The following is a 14,700-nucleotide window of genomic DNA, read 5'->3' as shown; positions in this document are numbered from 1 at the left end:
GTGACGGTATGCGTCCTGTAATCAGGACATCTGGGCTGACCGAGCAGTGACCACGTTGAGTGGATAGTGACACGTTGCGTGTCGTCCAGACAAGTTTGAACGCTGACCGAGCAGTGACCACGTTGAGTGGATAGTGACCGCCGCCAGCCATGACCAAAATGAGGCCGACGCTGGCCGGGCAGCGACCACGTTGAGTGGATAGTGACGAAGCCTTGGAGGGTTGTACCCTCACGACCCAGGCTGACCGAGCAGTGACCACTTTGAGTGGATAGAGACCTGTTCTTGCGGGTGTGAGTTGATCCCACTTGGTGACCGGGCAGTCACCACGTTGAGTCGATGCTCAGGTCGGCATCCCTCTTGACGTCATGCCGGCCCCCGAGCCGGCATCCAGCGGGCTCGCGTCCGCGAGCCGGGAGACTCGTCGGACCATCCGGAGAAGGAAGTCCCACGCGCCGCCGACGCGGCGCAACTGGACCCCGGCTCGGAGGCCGGGGTGACGGGCGGAGGGTGCGGCGCCTTCCTCGGAGTGCGTGCTGGAGCAGGCAGTTGCGCCTCGCGCGAGGTCGAAGGAGTAGGAGCGACAGGCAGCGACCATGTTGATTGAATAGAGACTCCCGCTGTCGTCCACCGTGACGGCCGATCCGCTGACCGGGCACTGACCACGTTGAGTGGATAGAGACTCGTGTCATCGTCTGCGTCGACGAACTTGTTGGCCGCTGACCGGGCATTGACCACCTGAGGGAACGGCCCGTCGGGCGCATGGGCCGCCCTGCCCGCGCGGCATCCGTCGCCTCATCGCCCGCTGGCCAAGTCACCGGCACCGCCGCGCACGGGGCAAGGGCATGGCCAGGCGGCGATTCCATGCTGGAATCTGCGCCAAGCATCTGAACGGAAAAGGCATTCGGCCCATGCCACGCGCCGCCGTTCTTCCTCCGTTCCGCGTCACCGCCGCTCGATGACCGCTACGCTGGAAACCACGCCGAAAACCCCGATCTTGACAGGCAATTGCGAAGGGGTAGGCTCACCGGGCAGTGACCACGTTGAGTGGATAGAGACATTGCTGCGGTCAAGGTGAGCGCTGAAATCCTGCTGACCAGGCAGCGACCACGTTGAGTGGATAGACTGCAGGGGTCATCCCCCCGACAGCAGAATCCGCTGGCCGGGCAGTGACCACATTGAGTGGATAGCGACTCTGAGAGCACAGGGTCATGTGCGTCAAGTTCTGCAAAAAGGGGCGGTCATGGTGCTGGTCATGCGGCTTGGCGCATTGCGAGCTTCTTGTGCTCGCGCAGCTCGTCCATGTTGAGGTAGCGGTTGGCCTCCATCCAGTTTTCGTTGGTCTCGACGGCGAGCGCCCGGACCAGACGCAGGCAGCTCTGTGAGTTCGGAAAGATGCGCACGACATAGGTGCGGCGGCGGATTTCCTCGTTGAGCCGCTCGAGCATGTTTGTCGATTTGAGGTGCTTGTGGTGCTGGCGTGGCAGGCACAAGAAGGCCAGCGTCTGCTCAATGGTGTCCTCCACCCAAGCCGTTAGCCTTGGGTATTTGCCCGACCACTTGGCGAGCCATGCGGCAAGGTCCGCCTTGGCCTCGTCAAGATTGCGCCGATCGTAGATCCATCTGAGTTCCTGCAGGCAGTCGTCGCCGTGCTTTCTGGGCAAGTAATCGAGCGCGTTCCTGAGGAAGTGGACGTAGCAGCGCTGCCATGCCGCTTCCGGGATGACCTCGCCGATCGCCGCGACCAGGCCGGCATGGTCGTCGGAGACGACGAACTCGACGCCCTTGAGGCCGCGTGCCTTCAGCCCGACGAGGAAATCCTTCCAGCTCGAGCGGCTCTCGCGATTGGCCATCTCCACGGCCAGGATCTGACGCCTTCCGTCCCAGTCGATGCCGACCGCGATCAGCACCGCCTGGCTCATGACGATGCCGGCTTCCCGGACCTTCTCGTAGCGCGCATCGAGGATGAGATAGGCGAAGGGCTCGTGCAGCGGGCGCTCGGCAAAGGCTTTCAGGCTCTCGTCGAGGCGTTTGTTGATGGCCGAGATCGATGAGGCCGAAAACGCATGGCCGCACAGTTCTTCGGTGATCGGCCTGACCTTGCGGGTTGACACACCCTGCACATACATCTCCGCTAGCGTGGCCACCAGGGCCCGTTCGGAACGCTGGTAGCGCTCGAACAGCTCGGTGGAGAAGCGCCCCGCCCGATCCTGTGGGACCCTGAGCTCAAGCTTGCCGATACGGGTGACAAGAGTGCGGCCGTAATAGCCCGAGCGGTAGCCGACCCGCTCCGGCGTGCACTCGCTCTTCGAGGCTCCCAGCGCCTCATCCATCTCGGCCTCAAGCACTTCCTGCATCACGGCACGGATCACTTCGCGCAGTCCATCGGGGCTCGAAAGCAGAATCTCTTTGACGGCGGAGCTGGAGGTCTTATTCTTAATCTTGGTCATGGTGGCGTTCCTTTCTCGGAATCGGTGAAGTTGAACATCACCAGCCTGCCATGACCGCCCCCTCTCAGACAATTTGCAGAACTCTCGGCACACTACCGAGCACAGCCACGCAACGCACGGGTTCCGCTGGCCGGGCAGTCACCACTTTGAGTGGATAGAGACACTTTCGGATCGTGGCCGGCGCTGTCATCCTGCTGACCGGACAGTGACCACGTTGAGTGGATAGAGACTGTGGCCGCACCTCCGGACGGATCGGCGCCGACGGCTGACCGGGCAGTGACCCCGTTGAGGGAACGGCCGGTCGGGCGCATGTGCCGCACCCTCCCTCCCCGCGCGGCGTTCATCGCCTCATCGCCCGCTGGTGAAGTCATAAGCACCGCCGCCCACGGCCCGGGCATGGCCATTCGGCGATTCCATGCTGGAATCTCCGCCAAGCATCTGAACGGACAAGGCATTCGGCCCATGCCACGCGCCACCGTTCGTCTTCCGTTCCGCGTCACCGCCGCGCGATGACCGCTACGCTGGAAACCACGCCGAAAACCCCGATCTTGACAGGCAATTGCGAAGGGGTAGGCTGGCCGGGCAGTGACCACGTTGAGTGGATAGAGACCCCGTTTGCTCCACCTAGTGGATGGCTGATGGAGCTGACCGGGCAGTGACCACGTTGAGTGGATAGAGACTTTCTTTCACAGGGTACACGTCGGCGAATTTGAGCTGACCGGGCAGTGACCACGTTGAGTGGACAGACCGACACCGTGGTGGTGCAAATCATCGAAGCCAGGGTTTTCAGGGCTGCGCCAAATGCGCCGACAGCCACAGAATGGCCATGACGCGCGAGCGAGTGATCCACCCGCCCCCCGCTATCGCGCAGTCGCAGCGGCGCGCCGGGTTAAGGGTTCGCCGCGTGGGTCTCCGGCAGGCAGGCGTCGCCTTCCCGTGCCAGGGTGGGGAAGGGTGCGCCGGCCGGGCTCAGCCTGGCCAGAGACGGGCCAGCCCCTGCCAGACGAGGATCACCGCACCGGCGGCCACCGCGCCGATCGACAGGAGATAGGCGGGACGCCTGAGGTCGCGGATCCGGGCCTTCACCGGGAGGCCGTCGCCGCGGCGCGGCTTCCATTTGCCCTCGTAGAACTGTCGGGTGACATAGAAGGCGGCCACGCCGGCCACCATGAACACACCGCCCAGCACTGAATGGAACCAGTCCGCGGCAGCCCCGCCCGCCGCAAACACGCCGCCGGCGACCTGCGCATAGGTGAGGAACAGGCCGACGGCGGAGGCCACCAGGGCGATGACATTGAGCCCTGCCCCGGCTTCGGACTGCTTCTCGGTCTCGATCTCGGCCAGCTCGTTGCGCGCCTGTTCGAGTTCCCGCGCCACCTCCTGGTAGAGATCCGGATTGCCGGAATGGCGCATCATCGCGGCGTAGAGCTCGCGCGCCTGCTCCTGGTTGGAGACATTGGAAAACCAGCTGATCTGGCTGAATTCCAGAAAGCCGCGCCTGAGGTCGTTGACCTGGCGGCGGTAGCGCGACGAGCGCAGGCTGCCATGCAGCCGCATCGCCGCCGAGAGCCAGGAGGAGAAGGCGAGCAGCCCGGTCTTGTTGATCTGGACCATGAGCTGCAGCCGGAAATAATGCCGCCGCAGATGTTCCTGGAGCACCTGGAGCGGGAAGAAGTCGCCTCCGAGCGTCTGCACCAGAAGCGTCGTCGAATAGGACGAGAACATGTAGCGCGTGCCCTGGTCCCAGAACCGGTCGTAGCAGTGGTCCTTCTCGAATTCCGCAAGGAATGCCGGGTCGTAGGGGTAGCCATTCCCGGGACCGTCGGCGAAACACAGGCGGACGAGATCCGGGCGTTCGACCGCGGCGGCTTCTCCGACCGCGACAAACGACAGCGATTGCATCCGCTCGTCACCGGTCTGGAACAGCTGCGGGCCGAGGGCATTGCCGTCGATGTTGAAGCCCTTGAACACTTCCCTCCACCACGGCGCCACCGGGTGCAGCCGCTCAGGCATCAGCATCTGGTCGGCCATTGCATTGGCGGTCGCCACGTCGAGAGCGAAGATCTGCCCCTCCTGGCTGCCGGCCGGAGCCAGCTCGACCGAGGAGGGAAACAATGCCCGGTTCCATGCGACCGCACCGCCGCCGCCCGTGCGCCCGGGAGTTCCGAGCTTTTCGAAATAGGGAGGAAAGACGCGGCGCAGGCAATCCTTGACCACCAGCACTTCGGCCAGGCTCAGCCCGCGGGCGTCATCGATGAGGCCGCCATCCTCGCCGAAGCGCCGGACATCGGCATTCTGGTCGGCCACCAGCTCCACCGAGAAGATCAGCAGCCCGGGCTCGCGGACATGGTGGCAATGGATGCGCTCGACCAGCAATTCCAATGAAAAGGAATGGGCCGAGGCGGTTGCCGTCCAGGGTATCCCGCCAAAGCCGTATCCGGCCGTCACGACCAGCCTGTCGATCCCTTCCCGGGCATAGGTGGTGAGCAGCGGGCCGCGCCCCGCGCTGGCCTCCTCATACAGAAAGCGCTGCACATAGGGGTGAAAATAGGCAAGCTCGGCATAGTCGTTGCGGCGCTTGTGATCCGCGTCGCTCTCGTAAGCCCGGTCGGATTCCGCGGCAATCCGGCTGCGCCCGATGGTCTTCGGATCCCCGAGAGGCTTCCAGATCTTGCCGTCCAACCCGGCCAGATGGTCGTTGAGCAGCGGCTTATCGGCATGATGATCGAGGCGCAGCGGAAACAACAGGATTTCCCTGAACACGCGAACAGGAATGTCGCCTGATTTCAATGGTCCATCTCCCAAGTTGCCGGCAGCCGGGCGCCGGTCTCGGCGCACCCGCGGCCCATGATCTCCGCGAGGCTGTCTTCAGCAACTCTAATGCAGCGCATCCATTCCACAAGTGTCAAATGGAGCGCGCTGCAACCGGTATATGTCCGACAACCTGTGGCGCTTTCTCGAGATCGAGCGGCAAGACAGCCTTGCCGCGCCGGGGGAACGGATGACAGCGCCCTCACCGCACGGCGGGAACCGGCCCAGGCGTTTCCGTGCCTGAAACGGTCGAGCCCTGCCAGATTGCATCACCCGCGGGGCAGCTTGTTTGAACTGCTCTGCAACGTCCATCGCAGGCGCTGTTCCTTCGGAACTGTCGTGCCGGGCGGAAATTTCCGCCCGGCGCTGTTTCGAGCGGAGCATCACCGCTTCCGCAAGAAAAATCGAAATGTCAGGTTTTATAAGGTTTTGACGAACTGCCTTTCGCTTCAACTGGATAGGAATCCTCATGGGATTGCGACTGCTTGCTCTGCAGAGTCCGCAGAAGCCGTGCTTCATCCTGACTGCCGTTCACGAGGTTTCTGAGCATGGTGCCGAGATAGGCCCCGTGGTTCCGGATATTAGCTTGATCTCGAAGCACAATTGCCACCGCAAGGATCGAGGCTACCTGTGTGCTCGCCGATACGGCGCTCTCCCAGAGCTTGTCGCCGACAAGGAAAAACGTACGAACGAGGTCCGCGGCAGCGAACATACCTGGAGCGCTCAACTGTTGCCCTTGCAGGTAGTCAACCAATTCGGGACATAGGCGCCCGATCTGCTGGACATCGACCGATGGTCCATTCGCGAGCGAAGCAGTGCCACTTTCGGGTTCTTCGCCGCGCCTTCTGAATCCATCGGCGCTCAGGTAGGATTCAATATTTTTAACTTCAGTGTTTGACTTATGGATGGGATGCCCAAAGTGAGCACCTGAGCTGCCCGTATTGAGCATCAGTGCGTCCCTGTCATCGCAGTGCTGGTCGAGCATTTTCTGCAGTTCGCAACTGCTCGCTCTTCGAGGCAGTCGGTAGTCCCCGGTGTAGCGATCAAGTACGTCGATGACCGCTGAGGTGGGGGGCAATGAAGTACACGCGATCAGGTCGCGTATCTCCGGGCGGATCGCCTTGATGCGCGTCCTCAACTCCTCCTGCCGGATCTCCTCCACGCATCTGATGCCAGCTTGGTGAGCAATCATTTCGGCCTGATCAATCAGCGGTCGGATGTCGATAGCGGATGCGTCACCTGCAAATGCGTCGGAACCGAAGGCGGGCTTTCGCTTCCCGTTGCCGAAATGGCCGCGAGAGATGTAGTCCTTCTTCTCCAGAAGCCTCAGCACCCGGTTAAAGGTGGAGGAAGGCATGTGGTCTGCGTTGCCCTGCAGCTTTCTGTTGCTGGCCTCGATCCGATGGGGTTTACCGACCGGCAGTCGGCCCTTGGGGAAGCACTTGAAGAACCCCTTCACCACCGCAATTTCAGACGCACTCAATCCGAATGCCCTGCGATTATCGGTGAGAAGGTCCAGAAGCTTCCACCGATCAACCCCCTCTGGGGAGATGACCGGCTCGTGGGCAGAGACCAAGGGCGGCCTCTTGCCTGACGGCAGTTTCTGCGGTTGTCGGGTCACCCTGCGGAGGCCGATATTGTGAGTTGTTGCACTCATTTTGCAGTCCTTTTTTTGGACGCAAAAAGCCCCTGCGCAAAAGCGCATGTTCTTGACATAGAGCCGCGGAGATGGTCTTTGAGAGTTGCTGAGACTATCAAAGAGCTCCCACGTTTTATGGCGTCGGGGCTTTTTTGCTTTGTGGGATTTAGTGGCTGCGGATTGACTGAAGATAGTTCTCGAGGTCGACCCGCATCACGAGAACGCGCTTGCCGGCCTTGAGCCGCGCAAGTTCACCGGTGCCGAATATCTTGTAGAGATATGAGCGGGAGAGGCCGGAGAATTGGGTCGCCTGAGGGATTGTCAGCGCGACCTTTTCGACAGGGATTTTACCAGGTTGTGCTTCTTGTAAATTGTGGTCCATTCGGGGTAGGCCTCCATCTCGGTTTGTGACAGTGCCCATTCATACGCAACCTTTTTTCGTTGTATGTTAGAAAGTAATGGGTATTTCTTTCTAACGTCCGCAATGCTGATTTTTCCGGCTCTCGTGAATTTTGAGACGGTACTTTTTGCGGTGGAGAATTTGACTGTTTCAACATCAAGAGCCTCCGGTGTAACGTCCTCGGGCACGTACGCGACTCCCTTCGCATCCCAAGTGCGGCAGATGATCTCTCGGCAAATGCGCTCTTGTGAACCATTTTTTATGCCGCTTAGTTCGAGCAGTGTTGCTATTTGTCCGGCAGCGACGAGATAATCCCATGCCCTGCCAAAATCGAAAATGTCGCCACCAGCTGGTTGCCCCCTTTTCCTTTTTGGCGGCGCGGTTGGTGCGATCTCAGGATGCTCTGAAGCAGCGCGCACCAATGCTTCCAGCACCGTCATGCCGGGTGCCGGTTCGACATCGCGCCTGAGCAAGAACAACTGCAATGCCTTTTCAATTGAGATCATGTCTTTGGATACAAACTGATCTTGCTCCGATACGACAGAAATCTGTGGCTTTGGAGCATAGAGGCCAGGTGGTTCATGACTGACGGTCGAGGCAAAAAGTTCACTTTGCAAAAGGTGTAGAGCTGCAGCGCGGGTAGCCACCTGCGATTCAAGATATCTTTCTTCTTCATCAGAGAGTTTCGACAAACTGGCACCAGCTTTCCATGAGTTCTCGTCGTTTGGCCAAGGCGTCGCCCCGGCGGTAGGCACGCTCGGTAGCATCGCCCACGACATGTGCGAGTGCAGCCTCAGCAATCTCTCGCGGGAATTCGCTTTCCTCACCCGCCCAGTCCCGAAATGAGCTTCGGAACCCGTGCACAGTTACATCAACCAGCTTCATTCGTCGCAGCAGCATTTCCATGGCCATGCCCGAGAGCGGCCGGCCCGGCCGTTGTCCCGGGAAAACGAATTCCGATTGGCTGCTCACGCGCAATTCGGTCAACAACTCGCCTGCCCGTTTGCTGAGCGGGACCCTGTGCGGTCGCCCCGCCTTCATGCGCGCGGCGGGCACGGTCCAGACCATCTGGTCCAGATCAAACTCGGACCAACGGGCGCCAAGAACCTCGCCTGACCGCGCTGCGGTGAGGATCAAGAATTCCAGCGACCGTGCTGCCATCGCCGCGAGGCTGCGCAACCGGATCACGAACGCGGGGACATCGGCATAGCCCATCGCCGCGTGGTGGCCGCGTGTGAGCTTGGCTCGAGGTGGGAGGATGTTGCGCAGATGACCGCGCCAAAGCGCCGGGTTCTCGCCCGACCGCCAACCTCGCGCCTTGGCATAATCGAGCACCCGCTCCACGCGGCCGCGGATCCTGGAAGCCGTCTCCGCCTTTGTCTGCCACACCGGCGTCAGCACGGCGAGCACGTCGTCGGTGGCTATGGCAGACACACGCATCGGCAGCAGCCGCTTGCAGTATGCCTCGCCCAACGTCATGCGCCACTGCTGCCGGTGTTTCTCATTGCGCCACTGCCCTTCCATGGAGGTAAGGAACCGATCAGCGCACTCGGCGAATGTCGGCTCCTCCGACAGCCGCTGAAGCGCGATGGGATCTTCGCCGGCCGCCACCAGCGCGCGATACTCTTCGGCCTTCTTCCGCGCAGCCCCCAGCTTGACCGCAGGATACGGACCGAGCCCTGCGACCCGCCGCTTGCCGCTCACATTGAACATGAAAACCCAGCTCTTCGAACCGCCGGGCTTGACGTTCAGATACAGCCCTCCGCCGTCACTGTACCTGCCGTCGGAAAGACGGTCGGACTTGACGAAGGCGTCGGTCAGCTTGTGGATGGTCCTGCTCATCGTGTGCACTTCTGTGTGCACTTAATAGCGTGGGCAGAAGCAGCCGATGAAAAATCGTAGTGGATGAATGAAGCCATTTTATTGTGATATCACAATGCCTTGGCAACACAATCACAGACACTGAAAAATCAACAGAAATCGAGGTTCGTCGGACACCTCCTCCGCCAGCTTTGTTTGCGCGCAGCCGCCACGCCAATCCTGCGCAGGTGGCGCCGGGTTCGAACTTCGTCCTTCACCTTCCGCCATCGCGCTTTCCGTGTCTGACCACCGCTCATCAGCTTGAACGGCAAGGTGGAGCCTGTCGAGTGACGCAAATCCAGGCTGCGTGATGGCCCGCGACAGCCCGCGCTCAAGCGCTCCGTTCCTCCTTTTGTTCGCGGTGCACGCGGCTCTAACGCGGGGGACCAGTTTCCCGAATTTTGGGCGCTGCTTCACATGCTCGAACTGCTGAAGCCGGAGACACCGCTACCCACCGATCCACCTAAAGCACATCGCGTGAATTCGCATTCTCGCGATGTGCTTTAGCTCTTTGTAATTATGCATGTCGTGATCCCGAAACCGCTGCACACTTTCGGGCGACATGCATTAGGAGAACCGCATAATTCTGTCTTTGAACCTAAGCCATCATTGAGGTCGCGCGTACACTGGACCCGAAGGACAGGCCTTGGTTGCTTAACCTGCAGCACGTTCAAGCATTCGCGCATGTCAACGCGCGCAGTCTTAGCGAATAGCAGCCCGCCAGCTTTCCGGGTCGAGTCGCAAGGCGGCGGCGAGCGGCGGGTTGACGGTGAATATCTGCGGGGTCTGGGCGAAGCGGTGCACGCGGTAGAGCTGCCACGCATCCTTGCGCTCTTCGGCGACTTCCACTTCCGTGCGCGTCAGGAAGAAGGGTGTTTTGGCCGCGCCGTTGGCGGTCTTCACCTCGATCAGCATTTCGGTGCCCGTCGGCTCGAATGAGAGGATGTCGTACCCCGCACCATCCCCATCCTCCATAGAGACCCAGCGGATTTTTCTCGCCAGGTCGGAGCGGTCCTGATCGATCAGTCGCTGGCGTTCGATATCGAGGACGAACTGCTCCCCACCCTTCCCGAGCTCCCTGTTTCTGAAATCACGCTCAACAGGATCAAACTTGCGCACCAGGCGCTCCAGCCCGGCTGAACGCTTGGAGGGCGGATCTTCTGCCTGGGGCATCGGAACAAAGACCGATTGAGGCTCGGCCACATGCAACACTCTGGTCGGTGCCTGCCGGTACGCCTCATCGCGATTGCCCGTCAGGTGCCGGTCGATCGCATCAAAGAGCGCGTTCTGGAAGTTCACGGCGGGCTTGTATCCAAAGATCCAGGGCAACCCCAGTTCATGCAGCACCGCCGAGATGTTCTGGTACTTGAACTCAATCGACCCGCGCGATCTGCCTATAGCTCCGGCGACGGCAGCATTGTGATGGGACTTCACATAGGGGTGGCGGGCCAACTCCTGGCCCAGCATTGAGAAATAGTCGGCGACGATGACGTCGAGTTCGTCATCCGTCCAATCCGACCCTGCCTTCGAATCATACGCCACCAAAGCCCCCTTCCGGCCAGGGTGCGGGAATCCCTCCCGCTTGCCAAGCGCCCGAGGCTCCGGTTTGCACTTCGTCTGAGATGCTCAATTCCATTGAGTCTACCGGGGCAGACATGAACTGGACCGCAGTTTGAAAAGGCGCTATTCTACTCAACATGGTTGAGCAGAATACGCCCCGACTAAACCGACTTGAGCAGGACCTTCCCGAAGGGCTACTGGTTGATGGCGCTTGGCTTGAGAAGCGCGGCTACGCCAGCAACCTGCGTACCTATTACGCCAAGAACGGCTGGCTCTCGCAGCCGACGCGCGGCGTCTATGGCCGCATACGCGGCCCTCTCAAATGGCAGCAGGTCATCATATCCCTGCAAACCATCCTCGAATATTCACCGCTGATCGTAGGCGGTCGCACGGCGCTCGAACTGCAAGGACTGACCCATTATCTCTCGCAGGATATACGCGAGGTGCATCTTTACGGGCCAAAGGCACCACCGACATGGGTACACAAACTGCCATTGGACCAACGCTTCGTCTATCACAACGATCGCAGGCTTTTCCACAATAACCCAGTCCACTACGGCATAAGCAGCCTTGCCTGGGATGTAAAATCCAATCGGGGGCGCGATCTCACCCGGCTTCAGGGCGGCGATGTCACGTCAATGGCGTGGGGTCAGTGGGATTGGCCGCTCACCCTGTCCACGCCCGAGCGCGCCGTCCTCGAACTGCTCGACGAGTTGCCCTCTCGGGAGAGCTTTCACCATGCCGATAAGATAATGGAGGGCCTCTCCACCTTGAGCCCGCGCCGCATGCAGAAGCTTCTTGCCGACTGCGCGAGCGTGAAGGTCAAACGTCTGTTCTTCTTCTTCGCCGACCGCCAAGGGCACGCATGGCTCAAGCGCCTCGATCGCAGTGCCATCGACTTAGGCTCGGGCAAGCGCATGCTCGCCAAAGGTGGCCGTTACGACCCGGTCTATCAAATCACCGTGCCGGGGGACCTCGATGCCAATCAATGAGACCTACCGCCGCCAGGTGGCGTTGCTTCTGCGTATCCTTCCGTTCGTCGCAGCGGAGGACTGTTTCGCGCTCAAGGGCGGCACGGCCATCAACCTCTTCATTCGTGATATGCCGCGCCTCTCGGTCGATATCGATCTGATGTACCTGCGCGTGCGTTCGCGCGTGGACTCTCTGGCGGAGATCGATACGGCGCTAAAACGTGTTGAAGCGGCAGTCACCAAAAGCATTGCCGGATCGCAGGTTACCCGAACGCTAACCGAGGGCGCTGTGACCAAGCTGCTGGTCCGTGCTGATGGCGTTCAGATCAAGATCGAGCTATCGCCTGTTACGCGCGGGACGGTGTTCGAGCCGCAACTACGTGGCGTGTCACAAGCCGTGGAAGACGCCTTTGGCTTTGCCGAAATCAATGTCGTGTCCTTCTCTGACCTCTATGCGGGCAAGCTGGTGGCAGCCCTCGACCGCCAACACCCCCGCGACCTTTTTGACGTTCGCGATCTGCTAGCCAACGAAGGCATCACCGATGACCTGCGTGAAGCCTTTGTCGTCTACATGCTCAGCCATAATCGGCCAATGGGCGAGGTTCTGTCCGGGCGCACGAAGAACCTCGCAACTGAATACAAGAACGGCTTCGAAGGAATGACCGAGATACCCATTGCCATCGAGGATCTAATCGCGGCTCAAAACGCCCTGATCAAAACCGTAATCAGCGGCATGCCCAATCGACACCGACAATTCCTGATCGGCTTCGAGCGCGGGGAGCCGGACTGGTCGCTGCTCAATATACCGCATGCCTCTACGCTTCCGGCCATTCTGTGGCGGCAGCGAAACCTTGATGGCCTGGAACCGGACAAGCGCGCGCGTCTGGTCGCCCGGCTCGAAGAGGCGCTCGCAGGTCCGACTGACAGCAAGACCTGAGTTTTCCGGCAGAGCGAAGATATGGATCTCAACTCACGCGAGATTGCCTCGCTTGTCTGGACAGGAATCGCCCTGGTGGCGTCCCTCTCATAGGCGCCAGTCCACCCCGCGATGCGCGAGGTCTGGTGCGCCTTGAGACATGGGAAGAGTCTGATCGTCCCGGGTTTGCTCGGCCTCTACGTCGCAGGCATTGTCTGGTGTCGGGGCGCGTCTCGGCCTGTGGGGGTGGGATCAACTCACGATCCGGGCTTCTTCGGCAAATGGATCACTGACGACCTGAAGTTCTTTGTCGTGGTCGAGTTCCTGGTGAATTTCTACACCGTCCACCTCGCGGTCGAGCTTCTCATGCTCCCGTTCTTGACTCTGGTGTTCATGATGCCGGCGGTGAACGAGAGTTCAGAAAAATACGCCCCCGTGACCAAAATCCTGAACGCCGTCATCGTTATCATCGGTCTCGTCATTCTTGCCTACACGCTGGCGATGGTCGTTGCCGATTTTTCCAACTTTGCCTCGCTTTCGACGCTACGTGATTTATATACACTCGTTCTGCAGTCACTGCTGTCCACGAGGCGAGTGTCCATCCACCCTGGAACCCGAAAACGCGCCCCGCCCCGCCACCACTCACTCCGGCAGCACCTGGGCAATCGCGAGGCCGGCCAGGCGGGCGGTGGAGAGTAGGCGGTCGAGGCCCTGGCCGCGGCGGGCGACAGCCGACAGCCCGGTCATGGTGATGCCGACGAAATCAGTGAGCGCCTGCGCCTCGCCGGGGTGGCGCGCGGCGATGTAGCCGTGGATCGCTTCCAGGGCTTGGCGCTGGAAGACGCAGGCCGCCTCGCGCGCCTCGTCGTCCGCCGAGCGCGTCCCCTCCACCACCAGGCAGCCCGTCGCCACCGGATCGGCGACATACTGCCTGGCCGCTTCCTCGAGCAGGCCGGCGAGCGCCTGCCCCACCGGCCTGTCGGGGCGCAGATGCGCGTCGAGATCCAGCGCGCCGTTATGCTGGTAGCGGTCGAGGATCTGCGCGTAGAGCCCCGCCTTGCTGCCGAAGGCGGCATAGAAGCTCGGCGGGTTGATGCCGATGGCGTCGGTCACGTCGGAGACGCTGACCCGGTCGAAGCCGCGCGCATGGAAGAGATGCTGCGCGGTGGCGATCGCCGCGTCGGGGTCGAATCCGCGGGGCCGGCCGCGCGGCCGGGACGTTTTTGTAGGAGTCATTACATATTTGCCTTGACGATCGGTTCGGGTTGTTTATGTAACGCAGACTACATTAAAACTCAAGGAGAGCCTGATGGCCATGTTTGACCGAAAATCCGTCCTCGTGCTGGGCGGCAGCCGCGGCATCGGCGCCGCGATCGTCCGCCGATTCGCGGCGGAGGGCGCGGCGGTGACGTTCACCTATGCCGGATCGCGCGAGGCGGCGCTCGAGCTGGCCCGCGAGACCGGCAGCACGGCGGTGATGACGGACAGCTCCGACCGCGACGCGGTGCTCGCCCGGGTGCGCGACATGGGCGCGCTCGACGTGCTGGTGGTCAATGCCGGCATCGCCGTCTTCGGTGACGCGCTCGACCAGGATCCCGACGAGATCGACCGGCTCTTCCGCATCAATGTGCTCGCCCCCTATCACGCCTCGGTGGAGGCTGCGCGGCGGATGCCGGAGGGCGGCCGGATCATCATCATGGGCTCGGTCAACGGCGACCGCATGCCGGTGCCCGGCATGGCTTCGTACGCGCTGAGCAAATCGGCGCTGCAGGGCCTGGCGCGCGGCCTGGCGCGGGATTTCGGCCCGCGCGGCATCACCATCAACGTGGTGCAGCCCGGCCCGATCGACACCGACGCCAATCCGGAGGCCGGGCCGATGAAGGAGCTGATGCACAGCTTCATGGCCCTCAAGCGCCACGGCCGCCCGGAAGAGGTGGCCGGCATGGTCGCCTGGCTCTCCGGCCCCGAGGCCGGCTTCGTCACCGGCGCCATGCACACGATCGACGGCGCCTTCGGCGCCTGAACCGGGCGGGCCGCAACGGCCGTCCACAGCGCGGCAGAGGATTGTGCTCACCGCAGGCTTCGCCCGGTTCATC

The 14,700-nt window shown here is 61.4% G+C and carries 12 protein-coding genes and 1 CRISPR repeat array (1 of these 13 running past the window's edge); of the genes, 4 read left to right on the top strand and 8 right to left on the bottom strand.

The genetic code is table 11. The features are described from left to right. Positions 1-276: direct repeats of the CRISPR family, unit length 24 nt; it reaches 503 nt to the left of the window's first position. 974 nt (positions 277-1,250) lie between these two features. The 7 genes from DFR52_RS02420 to DFR52_RS02395 all read right to left on the bottom strand — a co-directional run bounded on the left by DFR52_RS02420 (position 1,251) and on the right by DFR52_RS02395 (position 10,699). Beyond that, a complete protein-coding gene (locus DFR52_RS02420) occupies positions 1,251-2,447 on the bottom strand; it encodes an IS256 family transposase (protein ID WP_110030312.1) in 1,197 nt (398 codons plus the stop codon). Between the two features lie 969 nt (positions 2,448-3,416). Continuing rightward, positions 3,417-5,237 carry a hypothetical protein gene (locus DFR52_RS02415; RefSeq protein ID WP_146215528.1) on the bottom strand — a complete coding sequence of 607 codons (1,821 nt, stop codon included), beginning with the start codon at positions 5,235-5,237 and terminating at the stop codon, positions 3,417-3,419. A gap of 433 nt (positions 5,238-5,670) precedes the next feature. Further along, positions 5,671-6,915: a replication initiation protein RepC gene (repC, locus tag DFR52_RS02410; RefSeq protein WP_158284837.1), complete on the bottom strand. Its 1,245-nt coding sequence runs from the start codon at positions 6,913-6,915 to the stop codon at positions 5,671-5,673. A gap of 148 nt (positions 6,916-7,063) precedes the next feature. Beyond that, entirely contained in the window at positions 7,064-7,279 is a 216-nt protein-coding gene (locus DFR52_RS25135) for a helix-turn-helix domain-containing protein (protein ID WP_110030309.1), read from the bottom strand. Next, positions 7,219-7,989: a hypothetical protein gene (locus DFR52_RS24145; protein WP_146215527.1), complete on the bottom strand. Its 771-nt coding sequence runs from the start codon at positions 7,987-7,989 to the stop codon at positions 7,219-7,221. The genes DFR52_RS25135 and DFR52_RS24145 overlap by 61 nt, the downstream gene beginning before the upstream one ends. Further along, a complete protein-coding gene (locus DFR52_RS02400; RefSeq protein ID WP_110031086.1) occupies positions 7,973-9,139 on the bottom strand; it encodes a tyrosine-type recombinase/integrase in 1,167 nt (388 codons plus the stop codon). Before DFR52_RS02400 ends, DFR52_RS24145 begins: the two co-directional genes overlap by 17 nt. A gap of 720 nt (positions 9,140-9,859) precedes the next feature. After that, positions 9,860-10,699 (bottom strand): protein NO VEIN domain-containing protein, encoded by an 840-nt coding sequence (locus DFR52_RS02395; protein ID WP_210205749.1) that lies wholly within the window; start codon positions 10,697-10,699, stop codon positions 9,860-9,862. A 155-nt stretch (positions 10,700-10,854) separates the two neighbouring features. Between DFR52_RS02395 and DFR52_RS02390 the strand changes: the two genes are divergently transcribed. The 3 genes from DFR52_RS02390 (at position 10,855) to DFR52_RS02380 (ending at position 13,303) form a co-directional block, all read left to right on the top strand. After that, positions 10,855-11,709 carry a type IV toxin-antitoxin system AbiEi family antitoxin gene (locus tag DFR52_RS02390; protein ID WP_110030308.1) on the top strand — a complete coding sequence of 285 codons (855 nt, stop codon included), beginning with the start codon at positions 10,855-10,857 and terminating at the stop codon, positions 11,707-11,709. Next, positions 11,696-12,625 carry a nucleotidyl transferase AbiEii/AbiGii toxin family protein gene (locus tag DFR52_RS02385; RefSeq protein WP_110030307.1) on the top strand — a complete coding sequence of 310 codons (930 nt, stop codon included), beginning with the start codon at positions 11,696-11,698 and terminating at the stop codon, positions 12,623-12,625. Before DFR52_RS02390 ends, DFR52_RS02385 begins: the two co-directional genes overlap by 14 nt. A gap of 111 nt (positions 12,626-12,736) precedes the next feature. Beyond that, positions 12,737-13,303, top strand: a complete 567-nt coding sequence (locus DFR52_RS02380) for a hypothetical protein (protein WP_110030306.1) — start codon at positions 12,737-12,739, stop codon at positions 13,301-13,303. Here DFR52_RS02380 and DFR52_RS02375 read toward each other — a convergent pair. Beyond that, positions 13,247-13,840, bottom strand: a complete 594-nt coding sequence (locus DFR52_RS02375) for a TetR/AcrR family transcriptional regulator (RefSeq protein ID WP_110030305.1) — start codon at positions 13,838-13,840, stop codon at positions 13,247-13,249. The genes DFR52_RS02380 and DFR52_RS02375 overlap by 57 nt on opposite strands. A gap of 79 nt (positions 13,841-13,919) precedes the next feature. On the opposite strand from DFR52_RS02375, the gene bdcA reads away from it, so the two are divergent. Next, positions 13,920-14,627, top strand: a complete 708-nt coding sequence (bdcA, locus tag DFR52_RS02370; RefSeq protein ID WP_210205780.1) for an SDR family oxidoreductase — start codon at positions 13,920-13,922, stop codon at positions 14,625-14,627. Positions 14,628-14,700 lie beyond the last annotated feature (73 nt).

The organism is Hoeflea marina (assembly GCF_003182275.1).
Lineage (GTDB): Bacteria > Pseudomonadota > Alphaproteobacteria > Rhizobiales > Rhizobiaceae > Hoeflea > Hoeflea marina.
Note: the sequence above shows the minus strand (reverse complement) of the source record. Positions and strands in the feature narration are given on the sequence as shown.